This window comes from Variovorax sp. LjRoot290, assembly GCF_964253985.1.
In the GTDB taxonomy this organism is placed as follows: domain Bacteria; phylum Pseudomonadota; class Gammaproteobacteria; order Burkholderiales; family Burkholderiaceae_C; genus Variovorax.
Genome location: NZ_CAXURW020000001.1, coordinates 4,548,699 through 4,569,918, shown reverse-complemented (window position 1 = coordinate 4,569,918; position 21,220 = coordinate 4,548,699). Strand labels below are relative to the sequence as shown.

Annotated in this window: 21 protein-coding genes and 1 pseudogene; 15 read left to right on the top strand and 7 right to left on the bottom strand. The window is 67.1% G+C overall.

All coding sequences use genetic code 11. The features are described 5' to 3' along the window. Nucleotides 1-5 precede the first annotated feature (5 nt). The 5 genes from ACSQ9A_RS22750 to ACSQ9A_RS22730 all read left to right on the top strand — a co-directional run bounded on the left by ACSQ9A_RS22750 (nucleotide 6) and on the right by ACSQ9A_RS22730 (nucleotide 5,492). Nucleotides 6-950, top strand: a complete 945-nt coding sequence (locus tag ACSQ9A_RS22750; protein WP_436305280.1) for an ABC transporter permease — start codon at nucleotides 6-8, stop codon at nucleotides 948-950. Then, nucleotides 947-1,777, top strand: coding sequence for an ABC transporter permease (locus ACSQ9A_RS22745; RefSeq protein WP_436305279.1), 831 nt, complete (start codon nucleotides 947-949; stop codon nucleotides 1,775-1,777). The genes ACSQ9A_RS22750 and ACSQ9A_RS22745 overlap by 4 nt, the downstream gene beginning before the upstream one ends. Then, a complete protein-coding gene (locus ACSQ9A_RS22740; protein WP_093109626.1) occupies nucleotides 1,774-3,423 on the top strand; it encodes an ABC transporter ATP-binding protein in 1,650 nt (549 codons plus the stop codon). Before ACSQ9A_RS22745 ends, ACSQ9A_RS22740 begins: the two co-directional genes overlap by 4 nt. Nucleotides 3,424-3,463: 40 nt before the next feature. Next, nucleotides 3,464-5,035, top strand: coding sequence for an ABC transporter substrate-binding protein (locus ACSQ9A_RS22735; protein ID WP_436305278.1), 1,572 nt, complete (start codon nucleotides 3,464-3,466; stop codon nucleotides 5,033-5,035). 67 nt (nucleotides 5,036-5,102) lie between these two features. Then, nucleotides 5,103-5,492, top strand: coding sequence for an HU family DNA-binding protein (locus ACSQ9A_RS22730; protein ID WP_170855696.1), 390 nt, complete (start codon nucleotides 5,103-5,105; stop codon nucleotides 5,490-5,492). 81 nt (nucleotides 5,493-5,573) lie between these two features. Here the strand turns inward: ACSQ9A_RS22730 and ACSQ9A_RS22725 are convergent, their stop codons facing one another. Continuing rightward, nucleotides 5,574-6,449: a LysR family transcriptional regulator gene (locus tag ACSQ9A_RS22725; protein ID WP_093109623.1), complete on the bottom strand. Its 876-nt coding sequence runs from the start codon at nucleotides 6,447-6,449 to the stop codon at nucleotides 5,574-5,576. 101 nt (nucleotides 6,450-6,550) lie between these two features. Here ACSQ9A_RS22725 and ACSQ9A_RS22720 point away from each other — a divergent pair, with 101 nt between their 5' ends. The 3 genes from ACSQ9A_RS22720 to ACSQ9A_RS22710 are packed head-to-tail and all read left to right on the top strand — an operon-like array spanning nucleotide 6,551 to nucleotide 8,488. Then, entirely contained in the window at nucleotides 6,551-6,994 is a 444-nt protein-coding gene (locus ACSQ9A_RS22720) for a VOC family protein (RefSeq protein WP_093109622.1), read from the top strand. Continuing rightward, entirely contained in the window at nucleotides 6,991-7,899 is a 909-nt protein-coding gene (locus tag ACSQ9A_RS22715; RefSeq protein ID WP_436305277.1) for an amino acid ABC transporter substrate-binding protein, read from the top strand. The genes ACSQ9A_RS22720 and ACSQ9A_RS22715 overlap by 4 nt, the downstream gene beginning before the upstream one ends. 13 nt (nucleotides 7,900-7,912) lie before the next feature. Continuing rightward, nucleotides 7,913-8,488 carry a flavin reductase family protein gene (locus ACSQ9A_RS22710; protein ID WP_436305276.1) on the top strand — a complete coding sequence of 192 codons (576 nt, stop codon included), beginning with the start codon at nucleotides 7,913-7,915 and terminating at the stop codon, nucleotides 8,486-8,488. Nucleotides 8,489-9,555: 1,067 nt separating this feature from the next. Here the strand turns inward: ACSQ9A_RS22710 and ACSQ9A_RS22705 are convergent. From ACSQ9A_RS22705 to ACSQ9A_RS22695, 3 genes are read right to left on the bottom strand one after another with little or no spacing between them, the layout of a single operon-like run. After that, entirely contained in the window at nucleotides 9,556-10,242 is a 687-nt protein-coding gene (locus tag ACSQ9A_RS22705) for an RraA family protein (RefSeq protein ID WP_436305275.1), read from the bottom strand. A 10-nt stretch (nucleotides 10,243-10,252) separates the two neighbouring features. Beyond that, complete coding sequence (locus ACSQ9A_RS22700; protein WP_436305274.1) at nucleotides 10,253-11,239, bottom strand: Bug family tripartite tricarboxylate transporter substrate binding protein; 987 nt, start codon at nucleotides 11,237-11,239, stop codon at nucleotides 10,253-10,255. A gap of 48 nt (nucleotides 11,240-11,287) precedes the next feature. Next, on the bottom strand, nucleotides 11,288-12,493 hold the full coding sequence (locus ACSQ9A_RS22695) for a pyridoxal phosphate-dependent aminotransferase (RefSeq protein ID WP_436305273.1): 1,206 nt from the start codon (nucleotides 12,491-12,493) through the stop codon (nucleotides 11,288-11,290). 104 nt (nucleotides 12,494-12,597) lie between these two features. On the opposite strand from ACSQ9A_RS22695, the gene ACSQ9A_RS22690 reads away from it, so the two are divergent. The 3 genes from ACSQ9A_RS22690 to ACSQ9A_RS22680 all read left to right on the top strand — a co-directional run bounded on the left by ACSQ9A_RS22690 (nucleotide 12,598) and on the right by ACSQ9A_RS22680 (nucleotide 15,917). Beyond that, nucleotides 12,598-13,593 carry a LysR family transcriptional regulator gene (locus ACSQ9A_RS22690; protein WP_436305272.1) on the top strand — a complete coding sequence of 332 codons (996 nt, stop codon included), beginning with the start codon at nucleotides 12,598-12,600 and terminating at the stop codon, nucleotides 13,591-13,593. A gap of 82 nt (nucleotides 13,594-13,675) precedes the next feature. Continuing rightward, complete coding sequence (locus tag ACSQ9A_RS22685) at nucleotides 13,676-14,857, top strand: CaiB/BaiF CoA transferase family protein (protein WP_436305271.1); 1,182 nt, start codon at nucleotides 13,676-13,678, stop codon at nucleotides 14,855-14,857. Nucleotides 14,858-14,903: 46 nt separating this feature from the next. Beyond that, the gene (locus ACSQ9A_RS22680) at nucleotides 14,904-15,917 is read left to right on the top strand and encodes an AraC family transcriptional regulator (protein ID WP_436305270.1); all 1,014 of its coding nucleotides are present in this window, start codon (nucleotides 14,904-14,906) and stop codon (nucleotides 15,915-15,917) included. 25 nt (nucleotides 15,918-15,942) lie between these two features. Here the strand turns inward: ACSQ9A_RS22680 and ACSQ9A_RS22675 are convergent, their stop codons facing one another. Both ACSQ9A_RS22675 and ACSQ9A_RS22670 read right to left on the bottom strand, forming a co-directional pair. Continuing rightward, nucleotides 15,943-16,512: a YbhB/YbcL family Raf kinase inhibitor-like protein gene (locus ACSQ9A_RS22675; protein ID WP_436305269.1), complete on the bottom strand. Its 570-nt coding sequence runs from the start codon at nucleotides 16,510-16,512 to the stop codon at nucleotides 15,943-15,945. 65 nt (nucleotides 16,513-16,577) lie between these two features. Further along, nucleotides 16,578-17,573 (bottom strand): hypothetical protein, encoded by a 996-nt coding sequence (locus ACSQ9A_RS22670; RefSeq protein ID WP_436305268.1) that lies wholly within the window; start codon nucleotides 17,571-17,573, stop codon nucleotides 16,578-16,580. A 175-nt stretch (nucleotides 17,574-17,748) separates the two neighbouring features. On the opposite strand from ACSQ9A_RS22670, the gene ACSQ9A_RS22665 reads away from it, so the two are divergent. Both ACSQ9A_RS22665 and ACSQ9A_RS22660 read left to right on the top strand, forming a co-directional pair. After that, the gene (locus tag ACSQ9A_RS22665) at nucleotides 17,749-18,090 is read left to right on the top strand and encodes a hypothetical protein (protein WP_436305267.1); all 342 of its coding nucleotides are present in this window, start codon (nucleotides 17,749-17,751) and stop codon (nucleotides 18,088-18,090) included. A gap of 368 nt (nucleotides 18,091-18,458) precedes the next feature. Beyond that, nucleotides 18,459-18,668, top strand: a pseudogene (locus ACSQ9A_RS22660) (Rid family hydrolase); the annotation flags it as partial. Nucleotides 18,669-18,686: 18 nt separating this feature from the next. Here ACSQ9A_RS22660 and ACSQ9A_RS22655 read toward each other — a convergent pair. Further along, nucleotides 18,687-19,106: a DUF1801 domain-containing protein gene (locus tag ACSQ9A_RS22655; RefSeq protein WP_436305266.1), complete on the bottom strand. Its 420-nt coding sequence runs from the start codon at nucleotides 19,104-19,106 to the stop codon at nucleotides 18,687-18,689. Between the two features lie 192 nt (nucleotides 19,107-19,298). Here ACSQ9A_RS22655 and ACSQ9A_RS22650 point away from each other — a divergent pair, with 192 nt between their 5' ends. Beyond that, complete coding sequence (locus tag ACSQ9A_RS22650) at nucleotides 19,299-20,801, top strand: class I adenylate-forming enzyme family protein (protein ID WP_436305265.1); 1,503 nt, start codon at nucleotides 19,299-19,301, stop codon at nucleotides 20,799-20,801. Next, nucleotides 20,798-21,217: a PaaI family thioesterase gene (locus tag ACSQ9A_RS22645; protein ID WP_436296496.1), complete on the top strand. Its 420-nt coding sequence runs from the start codon at nucleotides 20,798-20,800 to the stop codon at nucleotides 21,215-21,217. The genes ACSQ9A_RS22650 and ACSQ9A_RS22645 overlap by 4 nt, the downstream gene beginning before the upstream one ends. Nucleotides 21,218-21,220: the final 3 nt, after the last annotated feature.

Below are 21,220 nucleotides of genomic sequence, written 5' to 3'. Positions count from 1 at the left end.
GGCCCATGTTCCGTTTCGCTGCGGCCCGCATCGCGATGGCGATTCCCACACTGCTCATCGTGGCGGTGTCGGTCTTCATCCTGATACGGCTCATTCCCGGCGACCCCGCGCAATTGCTGCTCGGCGACCTGGCCACGCCCGCCAGCCTTGCGGACCTGCGCGCCCGTCTGGGTCTGGACCGCTCGGTGCCGGCCCAGTTCGGCATCTGGTTCGGCCGCGTGCTACAGGGCGACCTCGGCACCTCGATCAACAGCGGCCAGGACGTGCTGCCGCTGGTGGCCGAGCGCTTCCTCATCAGCGGCCGCATCGTGCTGGCCGCGGTGGCGCTGGCCGCGCTGGTGGCGGTGCCCGCCGGCATGATCGCCGCCTGGAAGCAGAACCGCGCACCCGACCTGCTGCTCGTCGGCTCGGCCACGCTGCTGGTGTCGATCCCGACGTTCTGGCTCGGCCTGCTGCTGTTGCTGCTGTTCGGCCTCAAGCTGGGCTGGCTGCCGGTGGTCGGCTACGTGTCGCTCGCCGAAGACTGGAGGGCCGGCCTGCTTTACCTGGTGCTGCCAGTGCTCACGCTTTTCCTGCATGAGATCGGCGTGCTGATGCGCATGGCGCGCGCCAGCACGCTCGAGGTGCTGCGCCTCGACTACATCACCCACGCGCGCGCCAAGGGCCTGTCGGAGCGTGCGGTGCTGATGCGCCATGCCTTCAAGAACGCATTCGGCCCGACCTGGACGCTGATCGGGCTCGTGCTCGGCAACCTGCTCGGCGGCATCGCGGTGGTCGAGACGGTGTTCACCATTCCCGGCCTCGGCCGGCTGCTGGTGGACGCGATCTTCGCGCGCGACTACCCGGTGATCCAGGGCTGCCTGCTGTTCGTCGCCGCGGTCTACGTGTCGGTGAACCTCGTCATCGACCTTTGCTATCCGATCTTCGACCCACGGGTGGCTGTCGAATGAAATTCCGCAAGCAACGCATTCCCCTCAATGCCCTGGTGGGCATCCTGATCGTCGGCGCCGTCGCACTCGCGGCGGTATTGAGTCAGTTCTGGACGCCGCACGATCCGCTGCGAATCAACTTCGGTTCCCGCCTCAGGCCGCCGGGCGGCAGCTACCTGCTGGGCACCGACGAATTCGGCCGCGACGAATTCTCGCGCCTCATGGCCGGCGCCTCGACGAGCGTCTGGATCAGCCTGCTGACGGTGAGCTTCTCCATCGTCGCGGGCAGCATCGTCGGCGTGCTGACCGGCTTCCTGCGCGGCTGGACCGACCGCATCGTGATGGCCTTCAACAATGCGCTGCTGGCCTTCCCCGGCCTGCTGCTGGCGCTGGGCCTGCTCGCGGTGGTCGGCGCCAACCAGTACGGCATCATCCTCGCGCTGGGCCTGGCCTACACGCCCTCGGTCACCCGCATCGTGCGCGGCACGGTGCTGTCGCTGCGCGAGAAGGAGTTCATCGAATCCTCGCGCGTGCTCGGCAACTCCGAGCTCTACACCATGTTCCGGCACGTGCTGCCCAACTGCACCGCGCCGCTGACGGTGCTGGCCACCTCGATGTTCGGCTGGGTGATCCTGGCCGAGAGCGCTCTCTCGTTCCTGGGCCTCGGCGTGCCGCCGCCGGCGCCCACATGGGGCAACATGCTCTCCTCGGCGCGGCCCTTCATGGCGCAGGCCAGCCATCTTTCGATTCTTCCCGGCCTGTGCATCGCGCTGACGCTGCTCGGCATCAACCTGCTAGGCGATGCGGTGCGCGACTGGCTCGATCCGCGCATGAAAGGCGTGCAATGACGACGACACCTCTGGTCAGCGTGGAGGGCCTCACGCTCGCCGTCGGCGCGGGCGGCCGCGAGATCGTGCGCAAGGTCTCGTTCGACATCGCGCCCGGCGAGATGGTCGGCATCGTCGGCGAATCCGGCAGCGGCAAGACGCAGGCCGCGCGCGCCATCATGGGCCTCACGCCGCCGCCGCTGGTGCGCACCGCAGGCCGCATCCTCTTCGAGGGTGAAGACCTTGCGCAGGCAAGGCCGCAGCGGTTGCGCGAGCTGCGCGGCCTGCGGGTCGGCATGGTGTTCCAGGAGCCCATGACCTCGCTCAACCCGTCGATGACCATCGGCCGCCAGCTCGGCGAGGCGCTGGCGCTGCACCGGCGCGAGCTGCCGCCGGATGCGCGCCGCGCGCTGATCCTCGACATGCTCGCGCGCGTCGGCATTCGCGATCCGCAGGCCGCGCTCGGTGCGTGGCCGCACGAGTTCTCGGGCGGCATGCGACAGCGGATGATGCTGGCCTCGGTGATGCTGCTGCAGCCCGCGCTGCTGATCGCCGACGAGCCCACCACCGCGCTCGACGCCGTGGTGCAGCGCGACGTGCTGGAGCTGATGGTCGGCCTCACGCGCGAGCACCGCACCGCCGTGCTGATGATCAGCCACGACCTGCCGATGGTGGCCCGCTTCACCCAGCGCGTGGTCGTGATGCGGCACGGCGAGGTGAAGGAGATCGGCAACACCGACGACCTGCTTGCGCGCCCGCAACACCCCTACACGCGCGAGCTGCTCGAGGCCATGCCGCGGCGCCTACCCGCGCGGCCGGTGGCGGAGGAAGCGCCGGTGGTCGAGGTGCGCAACCTCGTCGTCGACTATCCCGGTCATCGCCGGCTCTTCGCCAAGGCGGTACCCAAGCGCGCGCTGCACGGCATCGACCTGGCGGTGCGCCCGCGCGAGGTGGTGGCGGTCGTCGGCGGCTCGGGCTCGGGCAAGACCACGCTGGGGCGCGCCATCGCCGGGCTGCTGCGGCCCAGCGGCGGCGAGATCCTGTTCCGCGGCCGGCAGATCGCGCGCTCGGACCCCCGCTGGTTCGACTACCGGCTGCAGTGCCAGATGGTTTTCCAGGACCCGTACGCCTCGCTCGACCCGCGCATGACCATCGGCCAGCTGGTGGGCGAAGGCCTGCGGTTGCTGCGGAACATGTCTGCCGTCGACAAGGGGCGGCGCGTGCAGGAAGTGCTCGACGAGGTGGGCCTCGGATCGGGCTTCGCGCCGCGCCACGCGCACGAGCTCTCGGGTGGCCAGCGGCAGCGCGTGGCGATCGCGCGCGCGGTCGTGCGCCGGCCCGAATTCGTGATCGCCGACGAGCCGGTCTCGGCGCTCGACGTGACGGTGCGCGCGCAGGTGCTCGCACTGTTCGCCGAACTGCAGAAGCGCCACGGCTTCTCGTGCCTCTTCATCAGCCACGACCTCGGCGTGGTGGAGCAGGTGGCCGACCGGGTGATCGTGATGCAGGACGGACGCATCGTCGAGCAGGGCACGCGCGACGCGGTGTTCGACCATCCGCAGCAGGACTACACGCGCAAGCTGCTCTCGGCCATTCCGGCACTCGAGTCCACCGACAGCGGCGGCGTGCGGCTGCGCTGGCGCTTCGGCGCCGCCGTTGCGGCCTGAGAGCCCTTTTCCCATACTGACTTCGCAGGAGTACGCCACCATGCCCCGTCTTCTCATCCGTCTCGCTGCCATCGGCGGCGCATCCATCGCCTGCGCCACCGCCTTCGCCCAGACCTCCGTGACGGTCGCGCAGCCGGCCGACATCCGCTCCACCAACCCCGGCGTCAACCGCGACAACACCACCGACGGCATCGTGCTGCACATGGTCGAGGGGCTGGTGGGCTACCGCCAGGACGGCAGCGTGGGCCCGCTGCTCGCGCAGTCGGTGGAGATGTCGAAGGACGGCCTGACCTACACCTTTCGCCTGCGCAAGGGCGTGAAGTTCCACAACGACGCGCCGCTCACCTCGGCCGACGTGGACTGGAGCTGGAAGCGCTACATGGACCCGAAGACCGACTGGCGCTGCCTCAGCGAGTTCGACGGCCGCGGTGGCCTCAAAGTGGTCGAAACCTCGACACCCGACGCCGCCACCTTCGTCATGAAGATCAACAAGCCCTCGGCGATCTTTCTCGACACGCTGTCGCGCACCGATTGCGGCATGACGGCCATTCTTCATCGCAGCTCGGTCAAGGCCGACGGCAGCTGGGACAAGCCGGTGGGCACCGGCCCCTTCAAGCTCGGCGAATGGAAACGCGGCGAGTACGTCACCGTCACGGCCTTCAAGGGCTACACCTCGCCGCCCGGCAGCAAGGCCGACGGCTACGTGGGCCTGAAGGCGCCGCTGGTGGACACGGTGCGCTTCCTCGTCGTGCCCGATGGGTCCACTGCCACCGCAGGTTTGAAGTCCGGCGCCATCGATGCGGGCCAGATCACCGCGAGCGACGTGCAGGAACTCAAGACCGACAGCAAGCTCGCCGTGCAGACGCCCGGCCAGGCCACCAAGAACGTGCTGCTGATCCAGACCCGCGACCCGCTACTGAAGAACGAGAAACTGCGCCAGGCCATCGCCGCCTCCTTCGACATGGAGCAGATCGTGGCGGCGGCTTCCGAGGGCCTCGGCTCGGTCAACAACTCGGCGATCCACAAGGGGTCGGCCTTTTACGGCGCGGCGCAGAAGAAGGGCTACCGCTACGACCCGGCGCTGGCGGCGAAGCTGCTGCGCGAAGCAGGCTACAAGGGCGAGAAGATCACCATCCAGACCAACAAGCGCGCTCACGTGCCGAGCTACACCGTGGCGGTGCTCGCGCAGGCCATGATGCAGTCTGTCGGCATCAACGCGCAGATCGAGGTGCTGGAGTGGGCCACGCAGCTCGACCGCTACAACAGTGGCAACTACCAGATCAGCTCGTTCACGTACTCGTCGCGCCTCGATCCGGCGCTGAGCTACGAGCAGTTCGCGGGCCCCAAGGACAAGCAGTCGCGCAAGGTCTGGGAAGATCCGCAGGCGCTCAAGCTGATCGACGAGAGCTTTGCCGAAGCCGACCCAAAGAAGCGCCAGGCACTGTTCGATCAGATCCACGCGCAGATGATCCGGCAGGTGCCGCTGATCATGCTGTACAACGGCCTCGACGCCTGGGCGGTGCGCAAGCGCATCAGCGGCTTCTCGGTCTGGGAAGGCAAGCCGCGCCTATGGGGCGCATCGGTTGCCACGAGCGCATCGAAGGCCGGCTGACCAAGGGTTTGCAGACCTCGGCTACACTCCGCGCCGCTTGCAGCCAGTCTGGTTGGCTGCGCCGCCTTTGGCAACAAGGCGAACTACTCCAAGGAAATCTGTGAATCGTATTGAACTGGTCGAGAAAATCGCGACCGCACACACCGTCAGCAAGGCCGAGGCTGCGCGCATTCTTGAGACCGTCACTGGCTCCATCGTCGCGGCTGTCAAGAAGGGTGATCCCGTCCAACTCGTTGGTTTTGGAACGTTCAAGCAAGTCGCTCGTGCAGCCCGCACGGGCTTGAATCCCAGCACTGGCGAAAAAATCAAGATTGCTGCGGCAAAGCTTCCGAAGTTCGTTCCCGGCTCCGCGTTCAAAGCCGCCATCGACCCCAAGGCAGCAAAACGCAAGGCTGACAAGGCTGCAGCGAAGCCGGTCGCCAAGAAAGCTGCACCTACCAAGAAGACCAAGAAGTAAGTGCCCCGCGGCGGCGCCGCGGCTCTCACGGACAACGGCCCCGAGGGGCCGTTTCGTTTGGTGCAACGGGTTAGCGGTGAGCTACAGGCTGCCGCTGTAGGCCGCGCAGACCAACTGCGCCAGCAGGCTCGCGGACCCGGTCAGATTGCGGCTCGAGCGATGCACCAGCCCGATGTCGCGGTGGAATGTGTGGCGGCCGAGATCGATGGCGCGTACCGCGGCAGGCCAGCGCCGGTGCGTAGCGGTCTGCGGCACCAAGGCCACCCCCAGGCCGTTGGCCACCAGCCGCACGATCGCGTCCAACTCATCGAGCTCGCAGATCTCCTGCACGCTCAAGTGCGCGGCGCGCAGAAAGCGGTCGACCTGCCGACCGCCGAAAGAAGCGCGGTCGTAGCGCACGAAGGGCTGGCTGGACAGCAGTTCCGCCCAGTCGCTCCCCTCGACATGTCGCGGCACCAGCAGGCGGAATGGTTCATGCGCCAGCGTGGTCCAGCGCAGGTCGCTTTGCAGGGCGAACGGTGGACGGATGACGATGGCCATGTCGATCTCGCCTGCATCGACCAGGTTCAGCAGCGCCATCGACAGGCCGGGAATCACGCGCGTGCGGCAGTCCGGCGACTGCTTGTGGAGGCTGGTCAGCGCCTCGGCCAACAGCAGGCGCTGCGCCGACGCGATCGCGCCGATGCTGACGGGCACAGTCGCGCGCGGGCCGGCATGGCGCGAACCCAGATTGGCGTAGAGGCGAATCAGCTCCGTGGCCTGCTCCAGGGTCTCCTGGCCCATGGCGTTCAGGCGGGCCGAACGGCCGGTGCGGTCGAAAAGCGCGAAACCAAGTTCGGCCTCCAGCCGCTGCATCTGCGCACTGACCGCCGCTTGCGTCAGGCCGATCTTTTGGCCGGCAGCGGCGAAGGTGCCTTCCCGGGCCACGGCGACGAAGGTCTTCAGCTCGCGGATCATTCACAAATTCCATTGATGCATCTGTCAAATATATATTGATTTTTCTTTTTCTCATCCGACCCTAGGATCACGCATCCTCATCCACACCAAGCCCCACCACCATGCTGACTCCGACCACCAACCCGGCCATGATGTCCCCCTTTCACCTGGCCTTTCCGGTGCACGACATCGCGCTGGCCCGCAAGTTCTACGGCGAGCTGCTGGGCTGCCCCGAAGGCCGCAGCGCGGACGACTGGGTCGACTTCAACTTCTACGGCCACCAGATCGTCGCCCACCTGGCGCCCGACGAGACGGGTGTGGCGCAGCGCAACGCAGTCGACGGCCATGGCGTGCCGGTACGCCACTTCGGCATCGTGCTGCCGATGTCCGAATGGGAAGCGATGGCGGCTCGCCTGAGGGCGCAGGGCGTCGAGTTCGTGATCGAGCCGTACATCCGCTTCAAGGGCGAGCCCGGCGAGCAGGCCACGATGTTCTTCCTCGATCCCTCCGGCAATGCGCTGGAGCTCAAGGCCTTCGCCAACATCGAAATGCTCTTCGCCAAATGAAGAAAGCGATACTCGCCATCGTTGCCGCCGCGTGCGCCTGCGCAGCCCAGGCCGATACGTTGCAGAAGATCAGGGAGACGGGGGTTGTCAGGATGGGCGTTCGCGAGTCGTCGGGTGCGCTGTCGTACACGACCGGCTACGGAAAGTACGTCGGCTTCCATATCGACCTGTGCCAGCGTGCCCTGGCCGACATTCAGAAGCAGCTGGGTCTGCCCCAGCTCGATATCAAGTACGCGCCGGTGTCGTCTTCGAATCGCATCCCGCTGCTGCAGAACGGCACGATCGATATCGAGTGTGGCTCGACGACGAACAATGCCGCGCGGCAGCAGCAGGTGGCGTTCGCCCTCACGACATTCGTCGAAGAAGTCCGCATGGCAGTCAAGGCCAGCTCGGGCATCCAGTCGATCAACCAGCTGCGTGGCCGCGGAGTGGCAACAACGACCGGAACGACGAGCGTGCAATTGCTGCGCAAGCATGAGAAGGCCGCGGGAGTCGACTTCCAGGAAATCTTCGGCAAGGACCACACCGACAGCATGCTCAACCTCGACTCGGGCCGGGCGGACGCCTTTGTGATGGACAGCCAGGTACTGGCCGGCAATATCGCCAAGGCGCGCAATCCTGCGGACTACAAGATCGTGGGCGAGGTTCTTGGCGTGGAGCCGATCGCCATCATGCTTCGCAAGGACGACCCTGCCTTCAAGCAAAGCATCGACAACACGCTGCGGGGGATGATGAAGTCCGGCGAGATCGCGCAGCTCTACGACAAGTGGTTCATGAAGCCCATTCCCCCTGCCGGCGCGATCGTCAACTTGCCGGCATCGGAGGCGACGAAGGCTGTCTGGGCGATCCCGAACGACAAGCCCACGGAAGAGTTCACGCTGACGAGCGCCGGGGCCCGCAAGTAACTGGATGCCTGTCATGAATCATTTTCAGCCTGTCGCGCTCGAACACGCGAGCCGCCTCGTCAACCATGGCCCGACCGTGCTGGTGACGAGTGCCGACGGCGCCCGCCGCAACGTCATGGCCGCCGCCTGGTCGATGCCGGTAGAGTTCACGCCGCCGCGTATCGCGGTGGTGATCGACAAGCGGACCTACACGCGCGAGCTCGTCGCCGCCAGTGGCGCGTTCGGCATCTGCCTGCCCGGCACGGCGCTGGTCGACCTCACCTACGCGCTCGGCAACACGAGCGGCCGCACGCTCGACAAGTTCGAGCGCCACGGCATCGCGGCGAGCCGCGGGCCCGTGCTGGGCATGCCCCTGCTCGAGGCGGGCTGCGCCGCCTGGCTGGAATGCAGGCTGATCCGCGAGCCGCATACCGAAGATGCCTACGACACCTGCTTCGGCGAGGTGGTCGCCGCGGCGGCCGACGCGCGCATCTTCGCCGGCGGGCATTGGTTGTTTCACGAGGACAACGCCGACTTGCAGACCATCCATCACCTCGGCGGAGGCAACTTCGTGCGTGCCGGCGGCATGCTGCGGGCTGAACCGCTGTAGCGCAGCGGTGCGGCGGGCCGACGAAGACTTGGTCGCGCCGTCGTCTTCACGGCCTTCCTTGCGGATAGCCCCACAAGTATCGGCGGCATCGATATGTCGCATTCGACACAATCAATTTTACTAGTGGGCTCGGCGCTCATAGGCTCCACCGCTTCTTCGAGTCACCCGAGTCATATGACTTCTCGCGCCGTGTCCTTGTTTTGTATTCGTCCCACACTTGCCTGACCCCGCATTCCGCTTCAACCCAGCGCAGTGCGGCCTCGAGGGCAACGCATGTCCACGCTGAGGCTTGGCGTCCATCGGCTGCCCGCCGCCGAAGTCGTCGTGATTCAAACGATCGTGCGGCTGTCTGCGCACGACGGCGCCTTCCCATGGAAGCTGGTCGATGTGCCGCCGTACGACGCGCTGCTGGTCGACGGGACCACGACCGAAGGCGGGTGTCCCGAGGCCGCTGCCATGGCAAGAGCGGTGCTCACGCTCACTCGCATGAGTTCAGGCGATCTGCCGAATACGCTCGAACGGCCGATTCGCGCCGAAAAGCTTCAGCAATGGTTGAAGAACACCGAACGTGAGCTGCTCGCAGCGCAACCGGCGCTCCCGACCACGGATGAGCAGACTGCAATGGAGATGGAAGTCTCCGATTCGGTCCGCTTCATGCTTCGCCGCTGGCCTCCAGCCGCGCTGCGGGGCAACGACTCCGGCAATGTTCGGATGGCGAGCCTGCTTTCGCGGTGCGAATTGAACGCGAGCGAGCTGGCTGATCTGAGTCAGCAGTCGTTTTCTCGATGCGTCGGGTTCTTGCAAGCCTTGCGCAAGGCAGGCGTGCTGGAGGTGCATCCCGAGTCGATCCTGCCGCGCGAGACGGAACTGCCGATCGTCCCGAAGCTGACCGGCGCGGTCCGCTCAGCCCTTGAAGCTGCATGCGTTGCCCGTACCGATGCCCAGGATGGAGCAGGCGATGCAATGGCACAAGTACCGCACCCACGACCCGGGACTGGTCTGGCTGCGCGGGCTGCTGCACGAAGCCGCCTGGTTGATGGATGCGGAACAGACTGCAGGCGCTCGACCTACAGCTTCTCGTTTTCCTTGAGCACACCCGCGTTGCGCAGCGCGGAGTCCAGCCACTTGGCAGCCGTATCTCCTTTCTTGATGGCATCGATGCGCGCGGCTTCGTCCGCAACTTTCCTTCTTGCCGCCTGAAGAAGCGCCTCTACCTTCTCCCGCTCGACCACGACCACGCCGTCGGCATCGCCAACAACAAGATCACCCGGACGGACGGCCACGCCGCCGACGGACACTGGATGTCCGATCCGCCCCGACGCCAGCTTCGTCGGGCCATTGGGATTGGTGCCGACCGAGAAAACGGGAAAGTCCATCTCTTCGATCTCGACGCTGTCGCGCACCGCGCCGTCGATCACCACGCCGGCGATGCCGACCTGCCTGCAGGCGTTCATCATGATGGTGCCCATCAGGGCAGCGCTCTGGTCGCCCTTGCCGTCGATCACCAGCACGTCGCCGGGCTTGGCCAGCGCGATGGCGGCGTGGATCATCAGGTTGTCGCCCGGCCGCACTTCCACCGTGAGCGCGCTGCCGGCCAGCTTCATCCGGTGACGCAAGGCCTGGATGCGGCCGTGCAGGGCACCTCGGCGGCCTGCAACGTCGGCCAGGATGGCGGGCTGGAAGGCCGAAGCCTGCTGGACCAGATCAGGCGGAACGCGCTGGAAGTCGCGAACGATATCGGGGAGATGGCTCATCGTCTTGTTCTCACTCGGCCTTGACGTCGGCGTCCTTCACCACGCGGCCCCATTTGCGCTTGTCGGCAACCAGGAACGCACGAAACTGCTCGGGGGTGCTCCCAACCGGTTCCAGGCCGTCGGCGGCGAGCCGCTTGGCGATCTCGGGCATCGCGAGCACCTTGGCGACTTCGCGCTGGATGCGCTCGACGATGGCGGGCGGCGTGTTCCTGGCCGCGCAAATGCCTGCCCACGTCACGGGTTCGAAGTCCGGAACGCCGGCTTCCATCACGGTCGGAATGTCAGGGAAGGCCGTCAACCGGCGCGCACTGGCCACCGCCAAGGCGCGGAGCTTGCCCGAGCGCGCGTACTGCATCGAGCTGACGGGCTGGTCGAAGATCATCGAGACCTGGCCTGCCAGCAGATCCGTCATCGCCTGGCCGGTGCCTTTGTAGGCCACGTGGACGATGTCGATGCCTGCGCGCGTCTTCAGCATCTCGCCTGCCAAGTGGCCCCCGGTTGCCGTTCCCGAAGAAGCGAAGTTGATTTCGCCGGGCTTCTGCTTGGCGTAGGCGACGAGTTCCTTGACGCTCTTCACGGGCAGGGTCGCGTTGACCATCAGCATGTAGGGCGCGTTGGTGACCTGCGTGACCGGCACGATGTCCTTCTCTGGATCGAAGGGCATGCTCTTGAGCACATGCGGCTGGATCGACAGGGTCCCCGTGGTGCACATCAGCAGCGTGTGTCCGTCCGCGGGTGCGGCGAGCATCGCCGATGCCGCGATGTTGCCGCCGGCGCCGGGCCGGTTGTCGACCACGACTTGCGCGCCGAGCCCTTCCGCCAGCTTCGGCGCGATCAGGCGTGCGACGACGTCGTTGGAGCCGCCGGGCGAGAAGCCGACCAGGATCTTCACCGGCTTCGACGGGAAAGGATCGGTCGCCCACGCCCGGGTGGCGCCCAGCCAGGCGATGCTTGCGGCGAGGGCCGGCAAGAGCTTCAGAAGCGATCGGAGTTTCATGGCGGTTCCTGGTTCAATTCGACATGGAGGCAAGGATGAGGTGATGGCTTAGCCCGAGAGTTCGTCGCGCGCCCGTGCAATGCGCCGGCAACCCTCCAGCAGCTGTTCGGTGCTGGCGGCAAAGGAGAGGCGGAAGTGCGTCGGCACGCCGTAGGCGCTGCCTTGCAGCGCCGCCAGATCCTGCGAATCGAGCAGGTGCATCACCCAGTCGTCGCTGCTGTCGATCGTTGCCCCCTTGCGCGTGCGAAGGCCGAACAGCGCGCTGCATGAAGCGAAGACGTAGAACGCGCCATCGGGCACTTCGCAATGGATGCCGTCGATGGCGTTGAGCGCCGCCACCACCGTGTCGCGTCGCTTCTGATATTCGCGCCGATTCGTGGCCACGATGTCCTGCGGTCCCGTGAGTGCTGCGACGGCCGCAGCCTGGGCGATCGAGTTTGGGCCGGAGGTGCTCTGCGACTGGAGCTTGACCATCGCCTTGATCAGCTCCGAAGGCCCGGCGCCGTAGCCGATGCGCCAACCCGTCATCGCATAGGCCTTGGAAACGCCATTCACCGTGAGGGTGCGGTCCTTGAGATCGGGCGCCGCCTGGGCCATGGTGGCGAACTCGACATCGCCGTAGATGAGGTGCTCGTAGATGTCGTCGGTCAGTATCCAGACGTGGGGATGGCGCCGGAGCACCTCGGCCAGCGCCTGAAGCTCGGCGCGCGTGTAGGTCGCTCCGCTCGGATTGTTCGGCGAGTTGAGCATCAGCCACCGTGTCTGGCCGGTGATGGCACGCTCGAGATCCGCGGGCCGGAGCTTGAAGCCGTTTTCGGCCGAACAGTCGACGAACACCGGAACGCCACCGGCCAGCAGCGCGATGTCCGGGTACGACACCCAGTAGGGCGCCGGCACGATGACCTCGTCGCCCGCCGCCACCGTGCACATGAGGGCGTTGAAGATCACCTGCTTGGCGCCGCTGCCGACGATGATCTCGCTCGGCGCGTAAGCCAGCCTGTTCTCGTTTCGGAACTTGCCGGCGATCGCCTCCTTCAGCGCCGGCGTGCCGCCCACATCCGTATACCGGGTCTGGCCGGCAGCCATGGCACGGATGGCCGCCTCCTTGATGTGCTGGGGTGTCTCGAAATCGGGTTCGCCCGCAGTCAAGCCCAGGATGTCCCGGCCCATCGCGCGCAGCTCGCGCGCTCTCTGGCCGGCCATGGAACTGGGAGACGGCTTGATTCGATTCAGGCGTGGCGCGATGTGGAGCATGGACGCAGTATCAAAGGCCATGCGCCGCAGGACAAACGAGAAATCGGAGGATCCGGCTATTCCTTTTATTCCTGCGATGGACCTTGGGCGTACATTCCGCTGGAATGAACTTCACCTTCAAGCAGCTGGAGGCCTTTCTCTTCAGCGCCAAGCTTCAGAGCTTCAGCGCCGCGGCGGTGAAGCTGCACACCACGCAGTCGGCCATCTCCAAGAGGTTGGCGGAACTCGAGGCGTCGCTGGGTGGGCCCTTGCTGCACCGCACCTCCCACGGGCTGGAGCTGGCCCAGGCCGGCCGGGAGTTGCTGCCGCTCGCGGAAGAAGCCCAGCGCCTGTGGCAGCGCATTCAACATGACATCAGCGTGGACAAGACGCTGCGCGGCACCTTCCGCGTGGGCGTGACGGAGCTGATCGCGATGACATGGCTCACGCGCCTGATCCAGCTTCTTCAGAAGCTGCATCCCCATGTGACGCTCGAGCCGGTGGTGGATGCGGGCCTGACGCTGTTCGAACGCCTCGAAGCCAACAAGCTCGATCTGTCCATCATGCCCGGCACCTTCTGGGGCCAGGCCTTCGAGACGATCAAGGTCGGGCAGGTCGACCAGGCCTGGATCGCGAGTCCGCGACTCGGCATCCCGAACCGGGCCCTGAAGCCGCACGAGTTTGCCGACTACCCCGTGATCGAGCAGCCCGCCGGCGCCTCGAAGAACAAGTTCTATGAGGCCTGGCGCGCGGAGCACGGTTTCCGCTTCGGCAAGGTTCTGCTGACCAACAGCACGACCGTCTTGCGCGAACTGACCATCAGCGGCTTCGGCATCAGCCAACAGGCGCTCGACTATGTGCGGCCGGACATCAAGAGCGGTTTGCTGCGCGTCGTCAAGAGCGACCCCATGCCGCCGCCGCTGGTCTACAGCGCGGTCTATCGAAGCGACGATGCCAGCCCTGCACTGGCGCGCATTGTCGAGTTGGCCGTCGAGACCTGCGATTTCAAGCTGCGGGCCAGCCAGCACGATGTGGCCCCGGCACGTGCGTTGCGCGGCTCGGGCTCAACCGTGCGGCAACGCTCGGTGCGCCGAGGCGCGAAGAAGCCTGCCAGGAGATAGCCGCTCCTGACGCTTTTCGCCAATCGACGCGACCGGTGCCGCCATTGCCGGGGTGTTGCGCGCCGTTTAGATTGCAGACCTCATGAGCTCTTCCCCTGAATCCCCGGCGCGCGCACCCGGCGGCGCACCGCTGGCAGGCGTGCGCGTGCTGGACCTGACCCGGCTGCTGCCGGGCCCGCTCGGCGCGATGCACCTCGCCGACCTCGGCGCCGACGTCGTCAAGATCGAGGACACCGGCGCCGGCGACTACGCCAGCCCCGCCGTGCGCGCGCTCGTCAACCGCAACAAGCGCGCGATCCGCATCGACCTCAAGCACGCCGATGGCGTGGCCACGCTGCTGCGCCTGTGCCGCGATGCCGACGTGCTGGTGGAAGGCTTCCGGCCCGGCGTGATGCAGCGGCTGGGAGTGGGCTACGAAGCGGTGGCGGCCGTCAACCCGCGCATCGTCTACTGCAGCATCAGCGGCTTCGGCCAGACCGGGCCGTTGCGCGACACGCCGGGACACGACCTGAACTACGCGGCGCTGGCCGGCGTGGCCGACCAGATCGGCAACGCCGCGGGGCCGGCCCTTTCGAACCTGCCGGTGGCCGATCTGCTGGGAGGCACCATGACGGCGGTGGCAGGGATTCTCGCCGCGCTGTTCGATGCCGCACGCAGCGGCCGCGGACGGCATGTGGACATCGCCATGGCCGATGGCGTGCTCGCCCACGCGGTGCTGCCGCTGGCCGGCCTGCACCAGCACGGCCAGGTGCCGCAGACCGGCCACAGCGCGCTGACGGGTGCGCTCGCCTGCTACGGCTTCTATCGCACCGCCGACGACCGGCAGCTCGCGGTCGGCGCGCTGGAACCGAAGTTCTGGGAGGAGCTCTGCCGCACGCTGGAGCGCCCCGATCTCGCGCCGCTGCACCGCAGCGGCGACCCCGCGACCGAGGAAGGCCTGCGCGCCGAGCTGGCCGCCATCTTCGGTGCGCGGCCGCTCGCGCACTGGCGCAGCCTGTTCCACGACGGCGCCGGCTGCGTGACGCCGGTGCTGCGCATCGACGAGGCCCTCGCCCATCCGCACTTCCGCGCGCGCGGCATGCGCGTTGCGGGCGGCGATGCGGCAGCGCCGCAGCTCGGCTGTCCCGTCAAGATGACCGGCTTCGAGCCGTCCGCTCCGCGGCCGGCCCCGCACGCCGGGGAGCACACCGAGGAGATCCTGCGCGAGGCAGGACTGGACGCCTCGGCCGTGGCTGCGCTGCGGGCGGCAGGCGCCGTTGACTGAATGGCGCTGCCTACAATCGTCGGCCGAGCCGCGGCGGCCGCCATCGATGACGCTCACCCACCACACCGTTGCCATCCAGCAGGTGCACAGCATCCTGATGGGCGCGCGCCATCGCGGGCTCGATGCGGCACCCCTGCTGGCACGGGCGGGCATCGCCCCCTCGCTGCTGGAGTCGCCGCTGGCGCGCATCTCGCAGCGCCAGTACGCGCTGCTGATCCGCGCCTTGCGGCGCGAACTGCGCGACGAGATCTGGGGCCTGCTGAGCCACCCGCTGCCGCCCGGAAGCTTCGGCCAGTGCATGCGCCAACTGGTGCGCTGCGCCACGCTCGGCGATGCGTTGCGCGACGGCTTCGCCATGTATCACCTGCTCCTGCATGACTTCGTGCCGCGCCTCACGGTCCGCGAGGGCAGCGCACACGTTCAGTTCGTGCTGCGGTGCGCCTCCGACGCGCGGCTGGACTATGCGGTCAAGGCCTTCATGCTGCTCGCCTTCAACGCCTTCTCCTGGCTGGTGGCGCGCCGCATCCCGCTGCTGGAAGTGGACTACACGGCGGAGCAGACGAGCACCGACACCTCACGCGTCTACCAGGTGCCGATCCGCTATGGCCAGCCCCACGTCGGCCTGTGGTTCGATGCGCGCTGGCTGGCGCTGCCGGTCGTGCAGTCGCCGCAGAGCCTGCGCGAATTCCTCGCCGGCTCGCCCGCCAACCTGATCGTGAAGTACCGCGACACCAGCAGCCTCACCGAACGCATTCGCCGGCTGCTGCGCAAGCAGCTGGGCAACGAGCTGCCGTCGCTGGAGGAGGTGGGCGAGGCGCTCGCGGTGACGCCGCAGACGCTGCGCCGCCGGCTGCGCGAGGAGGGCCGCGGCTTCCAGCAGATCAAGGACGAGCTGCGCCGCGATGCCGCCATCGAATACCTGCTGCACACGCCGCTGCCGCTCCTGGACATCGCCAACCGCGTGGGCTTCTCGGAAGCCAGCACCTTCCATCGCGCCTTCAAGCAGTGGACCGGCGTGGCCCCGGGCGAGTACCGCCTGGTGCACGGGCCGGAACGCTGATGGAGGCAAGCACAGTTGCCAACGCCTATTTCGCGCGCCCGTACTTCGCTGTGAAAGTGGCCGCGGCAAGCTTGTTGGCGTTGATCATGTAGCCCACCAGCGCCGCGGTACCGTCGGGTGGAATGTCGAGCTTGTCAGTCTTCAGCGCGTAGACCGTAAAGACATAGCGGTGCGGCTTGTCGCCCTTCGGCGGACACGCACCGCCGAATCCCGGTGCCCCGAAGTCGGTACGTCCCTGCACGCTTCCGGCAGGCAGTTGTTTACCGTCGGGCAACCCGGCTCCTTCCGGCAACTCGACAGCCGTCGCCGGGATGTTGTAGACCACCCAATGCCACCAACCCGACCCGGTGGGTGCATCCGGGTCGTACACCGTCACCGCGAAGCTCTTGGTGTCCTTGGGCGCGCCGCTCCACTTCAGCGCGGGCGACACGTTCTTGCCCGTGCAGCCGAAGCCGTTGAAGACCTGGGCCTCGGTGAGCATGCTGCCGGGCTTGATGCTCGGACTGGTCAACACAAAGCCGGCACCGTGCGCGAGCGATACGCACATTGCCAACACGGCGGCAAGAGAGGTCGAACGCAACGTCGAATGCATCATCATTTTTCCTTTTCTCGAGCAAAGCAGCTTCATGCAGCCGAGGAGTCTTGAAGTATGAGCTCGTCTCAGTCGTCCTTGCCCCTGGAGATGCGGTCGTCCAGGAACTCGAACGCGGCCTGCCAGGTCTGCGGCGAGTTCAGGATGCCGAGGTGCCCGGTGCGCAGGATGGGATCGTAGGCGCCCTGGCCCGTGAGCACGATCTCGCGCGCGCCGCGCAGGCTGGCGCTCCTGGAGAAGTCCGTCGGCCTGCCGAACGAATCCACGGCGGGCACCGGCGCAACCGAGCCGTCCTGCACCGGGAAGTAGACGAAGCTGGCATCGCCGTTGCGGATCACCAGCACGCGCGTGGGCCCGTCGTTCTCGTTGCGCCCGTTGCGGCCATTGAGCAGGCGCAGGAAGGGCGAGTCGGGCGAGCCCAGTTCCTGGCACACGTCGCTCGCAGGCGTGAAGCCGCCCGCCGCCGGGACCTGCCAGTAGTTGGCGGGGTCGGGCGAGCAGTTGATGATGCCGTGGTTGGGCCCGTCGATCGCGACGAAGCGGCGCACCATGTGTTGCACCTCGTCCTGCCGCATCCATTCACGCGCGAGCGTGACGCCCAGGCTGTGCCCGACGATGTCCACCCGCTTGGCGCCCGTGAAGTCCATCACCGCGCGCACGAAGCGGCGCAGGTCGGGCACGTTGGCCGCATTGGTGTGGGCGATGCTCGAACGGCGTGTCTGGTCCGCGGCCAGGTCGCACTGGTCGCCCTGGTAGCCCACGCCCCAGAGTTCGCTGGTGGAATAGCCGTTGTCGGCGAAGTATTGCGCCATCGCCTGAACGCGCCCGTAGGGGTTGCAGGCGGTGGGGAACGGCGTGTCGTTGTTGCCGTGAATGAAGATGACCGGCGTTCGCGTCACCGGCCCGGCGGCGCCGAAGCCAATGAGCGGCCGGGCGAGCGAGGTGTCTTCGATCGAAGGAAGGCCCGGTGGCAGCGTGTTGCCCACGAGGCCCGCTGCCTGCGCGGCGGCGGCCGCGGTCACGAAGGTGGCGAGAGCGGCGGCATAGCGAATCCACGGTTTCATCAGCAGGCTCCTTCTTCAGCGCTCGCGATGATGCCGACCAAAGCCGTCGCTGGCAAGGTTCGCCGCGCCTTGGCGACGCGACGCTGGATCGGGCGCGAGTGCGCGAGCTGGACCAGGTCGCCGAACTACGCATTCAACGCTCAAGTCACGAATCACCTCGGCCGGTGACAGGCGCATGTTGTGCCATCAGCTCAGCGACCCAACGCTTGAGCAGCTCGTGCATGGCTACGCCACGCTGGCCAGCCTGGTGCGCCCGGCCAAGATCGCGCCCACCATCAAGGATGACCCCGACGACGATGCCGTGCTGGCCGCCGCCGTGGCCGCACGCGCCCGGCTCATCGTCTCGGGCGATCGGCATTTGCTCACGCTCGGGCAGTTTCAGGGCATCGCCATCCTGACCGTGCGCCAGCCATGGAGCAACTGGCGCAGCAGCCATAGCGCGCACACGATGCACCGCAGTCCCCGCGCTGGCAGCTGCAGCCGTGAGTACCGACGAACGCCCCCAGGAAGCCGGTAACACCTCAGGGTCAAGGCTGCATGCGGCCTTGCGCCCGATCGGTGTGACCTCTTGCCGAGCAAGTAACACCGAACAATCGAGCAACCGTGCGGGTTGCCGGGCACCTGGTAGGTGCGTATGGCGTATGGGGGTTGGGCTGCTTAACAATTAAGCAAACGCATTCGGCGCCGCGCCTTCGAGCACCCCGTTCGAGCGATCGGCACGATCGCTTCGAGAGCGTCACATCACGACGCGCATGCGTCCAGGGGTGTAGCCCAACTGCATCCTTTGTGTACCCTTTCTGTACCTCTGCGGCCGTGCTTCGCACGATCATGAGCGCCCCCAGTCGTCGCGCTCCTGCACGTCATCAATCTAATCGCGCAGACGTGGCTGCAGGCTGCACGTTCGACGACGAGATCGACGTAACCGTCTTCATCGTCGATCCCGAATCGAAGTTCGAAACGATCTGGAAGGTGGTGCCGGAGTATTGGGGCAACGCGCCGCACCCGACGCTGACTGGCGTCGGCGTGACGTGGCTCTATGGCTTCCAGTTCGAGATCAAGGTGATCGCGAAGCTTCCAGAGACCAGTGATGGCTGATCTGACCGGCGGAATCCCCTAGGACTTCGCTTTCTTCGAAGGTTTCGACTTGCCAGAACTGTTGAGGGCGATCGCTTGGCCAACGAGCGCCTTGAAGGCGGACTCGTCAACTTCTTCTCCTTCGTGGATGTCGATCGCGCGGCGTACGTTTCCGTCGAGACTCGAGTTGAAGAGACGGGCCGGATCCATCAGAGACGCGCCCTTGGCGAAGGTGAGCTTCACGACATTCTTGTAGGGCTCGCCAGTGCAGATGATGCCGTCGTGCGACCAAATCGGAGTGCCCATCCACTTCCACTCCTCGACGACGTCCGGGTCTGCTTCCTTGATGAGCTTGCGCATTCTGCCAAGGGTTTCCCCGCGCCAGTCCCCGAGTTCGGCGATTCTTTTCGAGATGAGCTCCGATGCCGAATGGCCTTGGCTCGCGCCCGACTTATTCATGCTTTCATCCTAGTTCCAATCGTGGACCGCTCTGGGTACGCGCGGTCTTGCGAACGTGCGCAGCTCGCTCAATAACTGTGACTCCCTCCAGCTGAGCGGTTTCGCCAAGCCCTTTGGCGCTTCTCGCCATGGGTCCGGGCCGCGGCCCGTCCTAAGCTTTGCCGCATCGTTCATCAAGCAAGCGGCTCCATCGTGTACCTCACCCAAGGCCTGCATCGCGCGCTGCAGCGCGACCCGGACAAGACCACGCTCACCCACCTGGGCGAGGCTGGTACTCGCCGCCACACCCATGCGCAACTGGTGAAGGGCGTGGCCCTGCATGCGGCCGCGCTGGCGAAGCGCGGCATCGGGCGCGGCGACCGCGTGGCGCTGCTCGCGCCCAACAGCGACCGGCTGGTGCGCGCCATCCTCGCCTGCTGGTGGCTGGGCGCCGTCGCCTGCCCGCTGAACATCCGCTGGAGCACACCCGAACTGGCGCACGCGCTGCAGGACAGCGAAACCTCGCTGCTGCTCGTCGACGAAACGCTGCTGGCGCACGCGCCCCAGGGCGGGCCTGCGCTGGTGCCATTGGGCGCACTGGAAGAAGAGGGCGCCAGGCTGGATCCGCTGGCCGACACGCGCACCGGCGGCGACGCGCTCGCCGCCATCCTCTACACCGGCGGGACCACCGGCCGGTCCAAGGGCGTGATGCTGAGTCATGCGAACTTCTGGACCGCATCGATCGCGAGAGCCGCCGAGTTGAACAATGCGCCGGACTCGGTGTCGCTGCTGGTGGCACCGCTGTTCCACGTCGCCGGGCTCGGCCGCCTGGTGGGCCAGCTGATCGCCGGCGGCCACTGCGTGACGATGGCGCAGTTCCGTCCCGCTTCGGTGATCGAGGCGATCGCGGAGCACCGCATCGGCGACATCATCGTCGTGCCGACCATGCTGCAGGCGCTGCTCGAGGATCCCTCGTTCGCGCCCGAGCGCGTGCGCAGCCTGAATCGCATCGCCTTCGGTGCCGCGCCGATGCCGCCCGACCTGCTGGATCGCGCCCTGGCCGCCTGGCCGCACGCCGAGTTCTTCCAGGCCTATGGCCTCACCGAAACCGCGGGCGCCGTGTGCATCAACCTGCCGGCGAACCACCGGCCCGAGGCGCGCGCGCTCGGCCGCCTGAACTCCGTCGGCCGCGCCGGTCTCGGCGCCGAGATCATCGTTGCGGACGAGAGCGGCCGCGAGCTGCCGCGTGGCGAAGTGGGCGAGGTGCTGGCGCGCGGGCCGATGATCATGCAGGGCTACTGGCGCAATCCCGAGGCGACGGCCAACGCCTTGCGCGACGGCTGGCTGCACACCGGCGATGCGGGCCGCATGCTGCCCGACGGCCATCTCTTCATCGTCGATCGCCTGAAGGACATGATCATCACCGGCGGCGAGAACGTGTACTGCGCCGAGGTGGAGGCCGCGCTGCGCAACCATCCGCAGGTCCTGCACGCGGCGGTCATCGGCCTGCCGGACGCGCGCTGGGGCGAGGCGGTGCATGCGGCGGTGGTGATGGCCGGCGATGCCGGCGCCAGCGCCGACGAACTCCGCGCCTGGTGCCGCGAGCGCCTGGCCGGCTACAAGTGCCCGCGCGGCATCAGCTTCCTGCGCGAGCTGCCGCTGTCGGCCGCCGGCAAAGTGCTGAAGAACGTGCTGCGCGAGCAGTTGCGCGGATGAAGCCGGTCGTGGGCGGGGACCGCCGCAACCTGTTCGGCCGCGTGCCCTTCATGCGGCTGCTGGACGCGCGGCGCGAGTTCGCCGAAGCGGGACGCGCGCGCGTCGTCATCGACGAGCGGCCGGAGCTCGGCAACGTCGTCGGCGCGGTGCATGGCGGGGTGCTGGTCACGCTGCTCGACGTGGTCATGGCCAGCGCCGCCGTGTCGCTGTTCGACTTCGCCCGCACGGCGGTCACGCTCAACCTCAACACCAGTTTTCTCGAACCGGGCCGCGGCCGGCTCACGGCCGACGGCGAGGTCGTGCAGCACGACGCCGGCGTGGCCTGGTGCCGCGCCTCGATTACCGATGCCGGTGGGCGCATCGTCGCGCAGGCCCAGGGAACGTTCCGCTACCTGCCGCTGCCGCAGGCTTCCTGAACC

Coding starts and splice junctions, on each gene's coding strand:
- ACSQ9A_RS22735 (WP_436305278.1), top strand. CDS start 3,464: ATGCCCCGTCTTCTCATCCGTCTCGCTGCCATCGGCGGCGCATCCATC.
- ACSQ9A_RS22680 (WP_436305270.1), top strand. CDS start 14,904: ATGACGCTCACCCACCACACCGTTGCCATCCAGCAGGTGCACAGCATC.
- ACSQ9A_RS22690 (WP_436305272.1), top strand. CDS start 12,598: ATGAACTTCACCTTCAAGCAGCTGGAGGCCTTTCTCTTCAGCGCCAAG.
- ACSQ9A_RS22740 (WP_093109626.1), top strand. CDS start 1,774: ATGACGACGACACCTCTGGTCAGCGTGGAGGGCCTCACGCTCGCCGTC.
- ACSQ9A_RS22705 (WP_436305275.1), bottom strand. CDS start 10,242: ATGAGCCATCTCCCCGATATCGTTCGCGACTTCCAGCGCGTTCCGCCT.
- ACSQ9A_RS22675 (WP_436305269.1), bottom strand. CDS start 16,512: ATGATGCATTCGACGTTGCGTTCGACCTCTCTTGCCGCCGTGTTGGCA.
- ACSQ9A_RS22720 (WP_093109622.1), top strand. CDS start 6,551: ATGCTGACTCCGACCACCAACCCGGCCATGATGTCCCCCTTTCACCTG.
- ACSQ9A_RS22665 (WP_436305267.1), top strand. CDS start 17,749: ATGTTGTGCCATCAGCTCAGCGACCCAACGCTTGAGCAGCTCGTGCAT.
- ACSQ9A_RS22750 (WP_436305280.1), top strand. CDS start 6: ATGTTCCGTTTCGCTGCGGCCCGCATCGCGATGGCGATTCCCACACTG.
- ACSQ9A_RS22725 (WP_093109623.1), bottom strand. CDS start 6,449: ATGATCCGCGAGCTGAAGACCTTCGTCGCCGTGGCCCGGGAAGGCACC.
- ACSQ9A_RS22670 (WP_436305268.1), bottom strand. CDS start 17,573: ATGAAACCGTGGATTCGCTATGCCGCCGCTCTCGCCACCTTCGTGACC.
- ACSQ9A_RS22710 (WP_436305276.1), top strand. CDS start 7,913: ATGAATCATTTTCAGCCTGTCGCGCTCGAACACGCGAGCCGCCTCGTC.
- ACSQ9A_RS22745 (WP_436305279.1), top strand. CDS start 947: ATGAAATTCCGCAAGCAACGCATTCCCCTCAATGCCCTGGTGGGCATC.
- ACSQ9A_RS22695 (WP_436305273.1), bottom strand. CDS start 12,493: ATGCTCCACATCGCGCCACGCCTGAATCGAATCAAGCCGTCTCCCAGT.
- ACSQ9A_RS22685 (WP_436305271.1), top strand. CDS start 13,676: ATGAGCTCTTCCCCTGAATCCCCGGCGCGCGCACCCGGCGGCGCACCG.
- ACSQ9A_RS22715 (WP_436305277.1), top strand. CDS start 6,991: ATGAAGAAAGCGATACTCGCCATCGTTGCCGCCGCGTGCGCCTGCGCA.
- ACSQ9A_RS22655 (WP_436305266.1), bottom strand. CDS start 19,106: ATGAATAAGTCGGGCGCGAGCCAAGGCCATTCGGCATCGGAGCTCATC.
- ACSQ9A_RS22700 (WP_436305274.1), bottom strand. CDS start 11,239: ATGAAACTCCGATCGCTTCTGAAGCTCTTGCCGGCCCTCGCCGCAAGC.
- ACSQ9A_RS22645 (WP_436296496.1), top strand. CDS start 20,798: ATGAAGCCGGTCGTGGGCGGGGACCGCCGCAACCTGTTCGGCCGCGTG.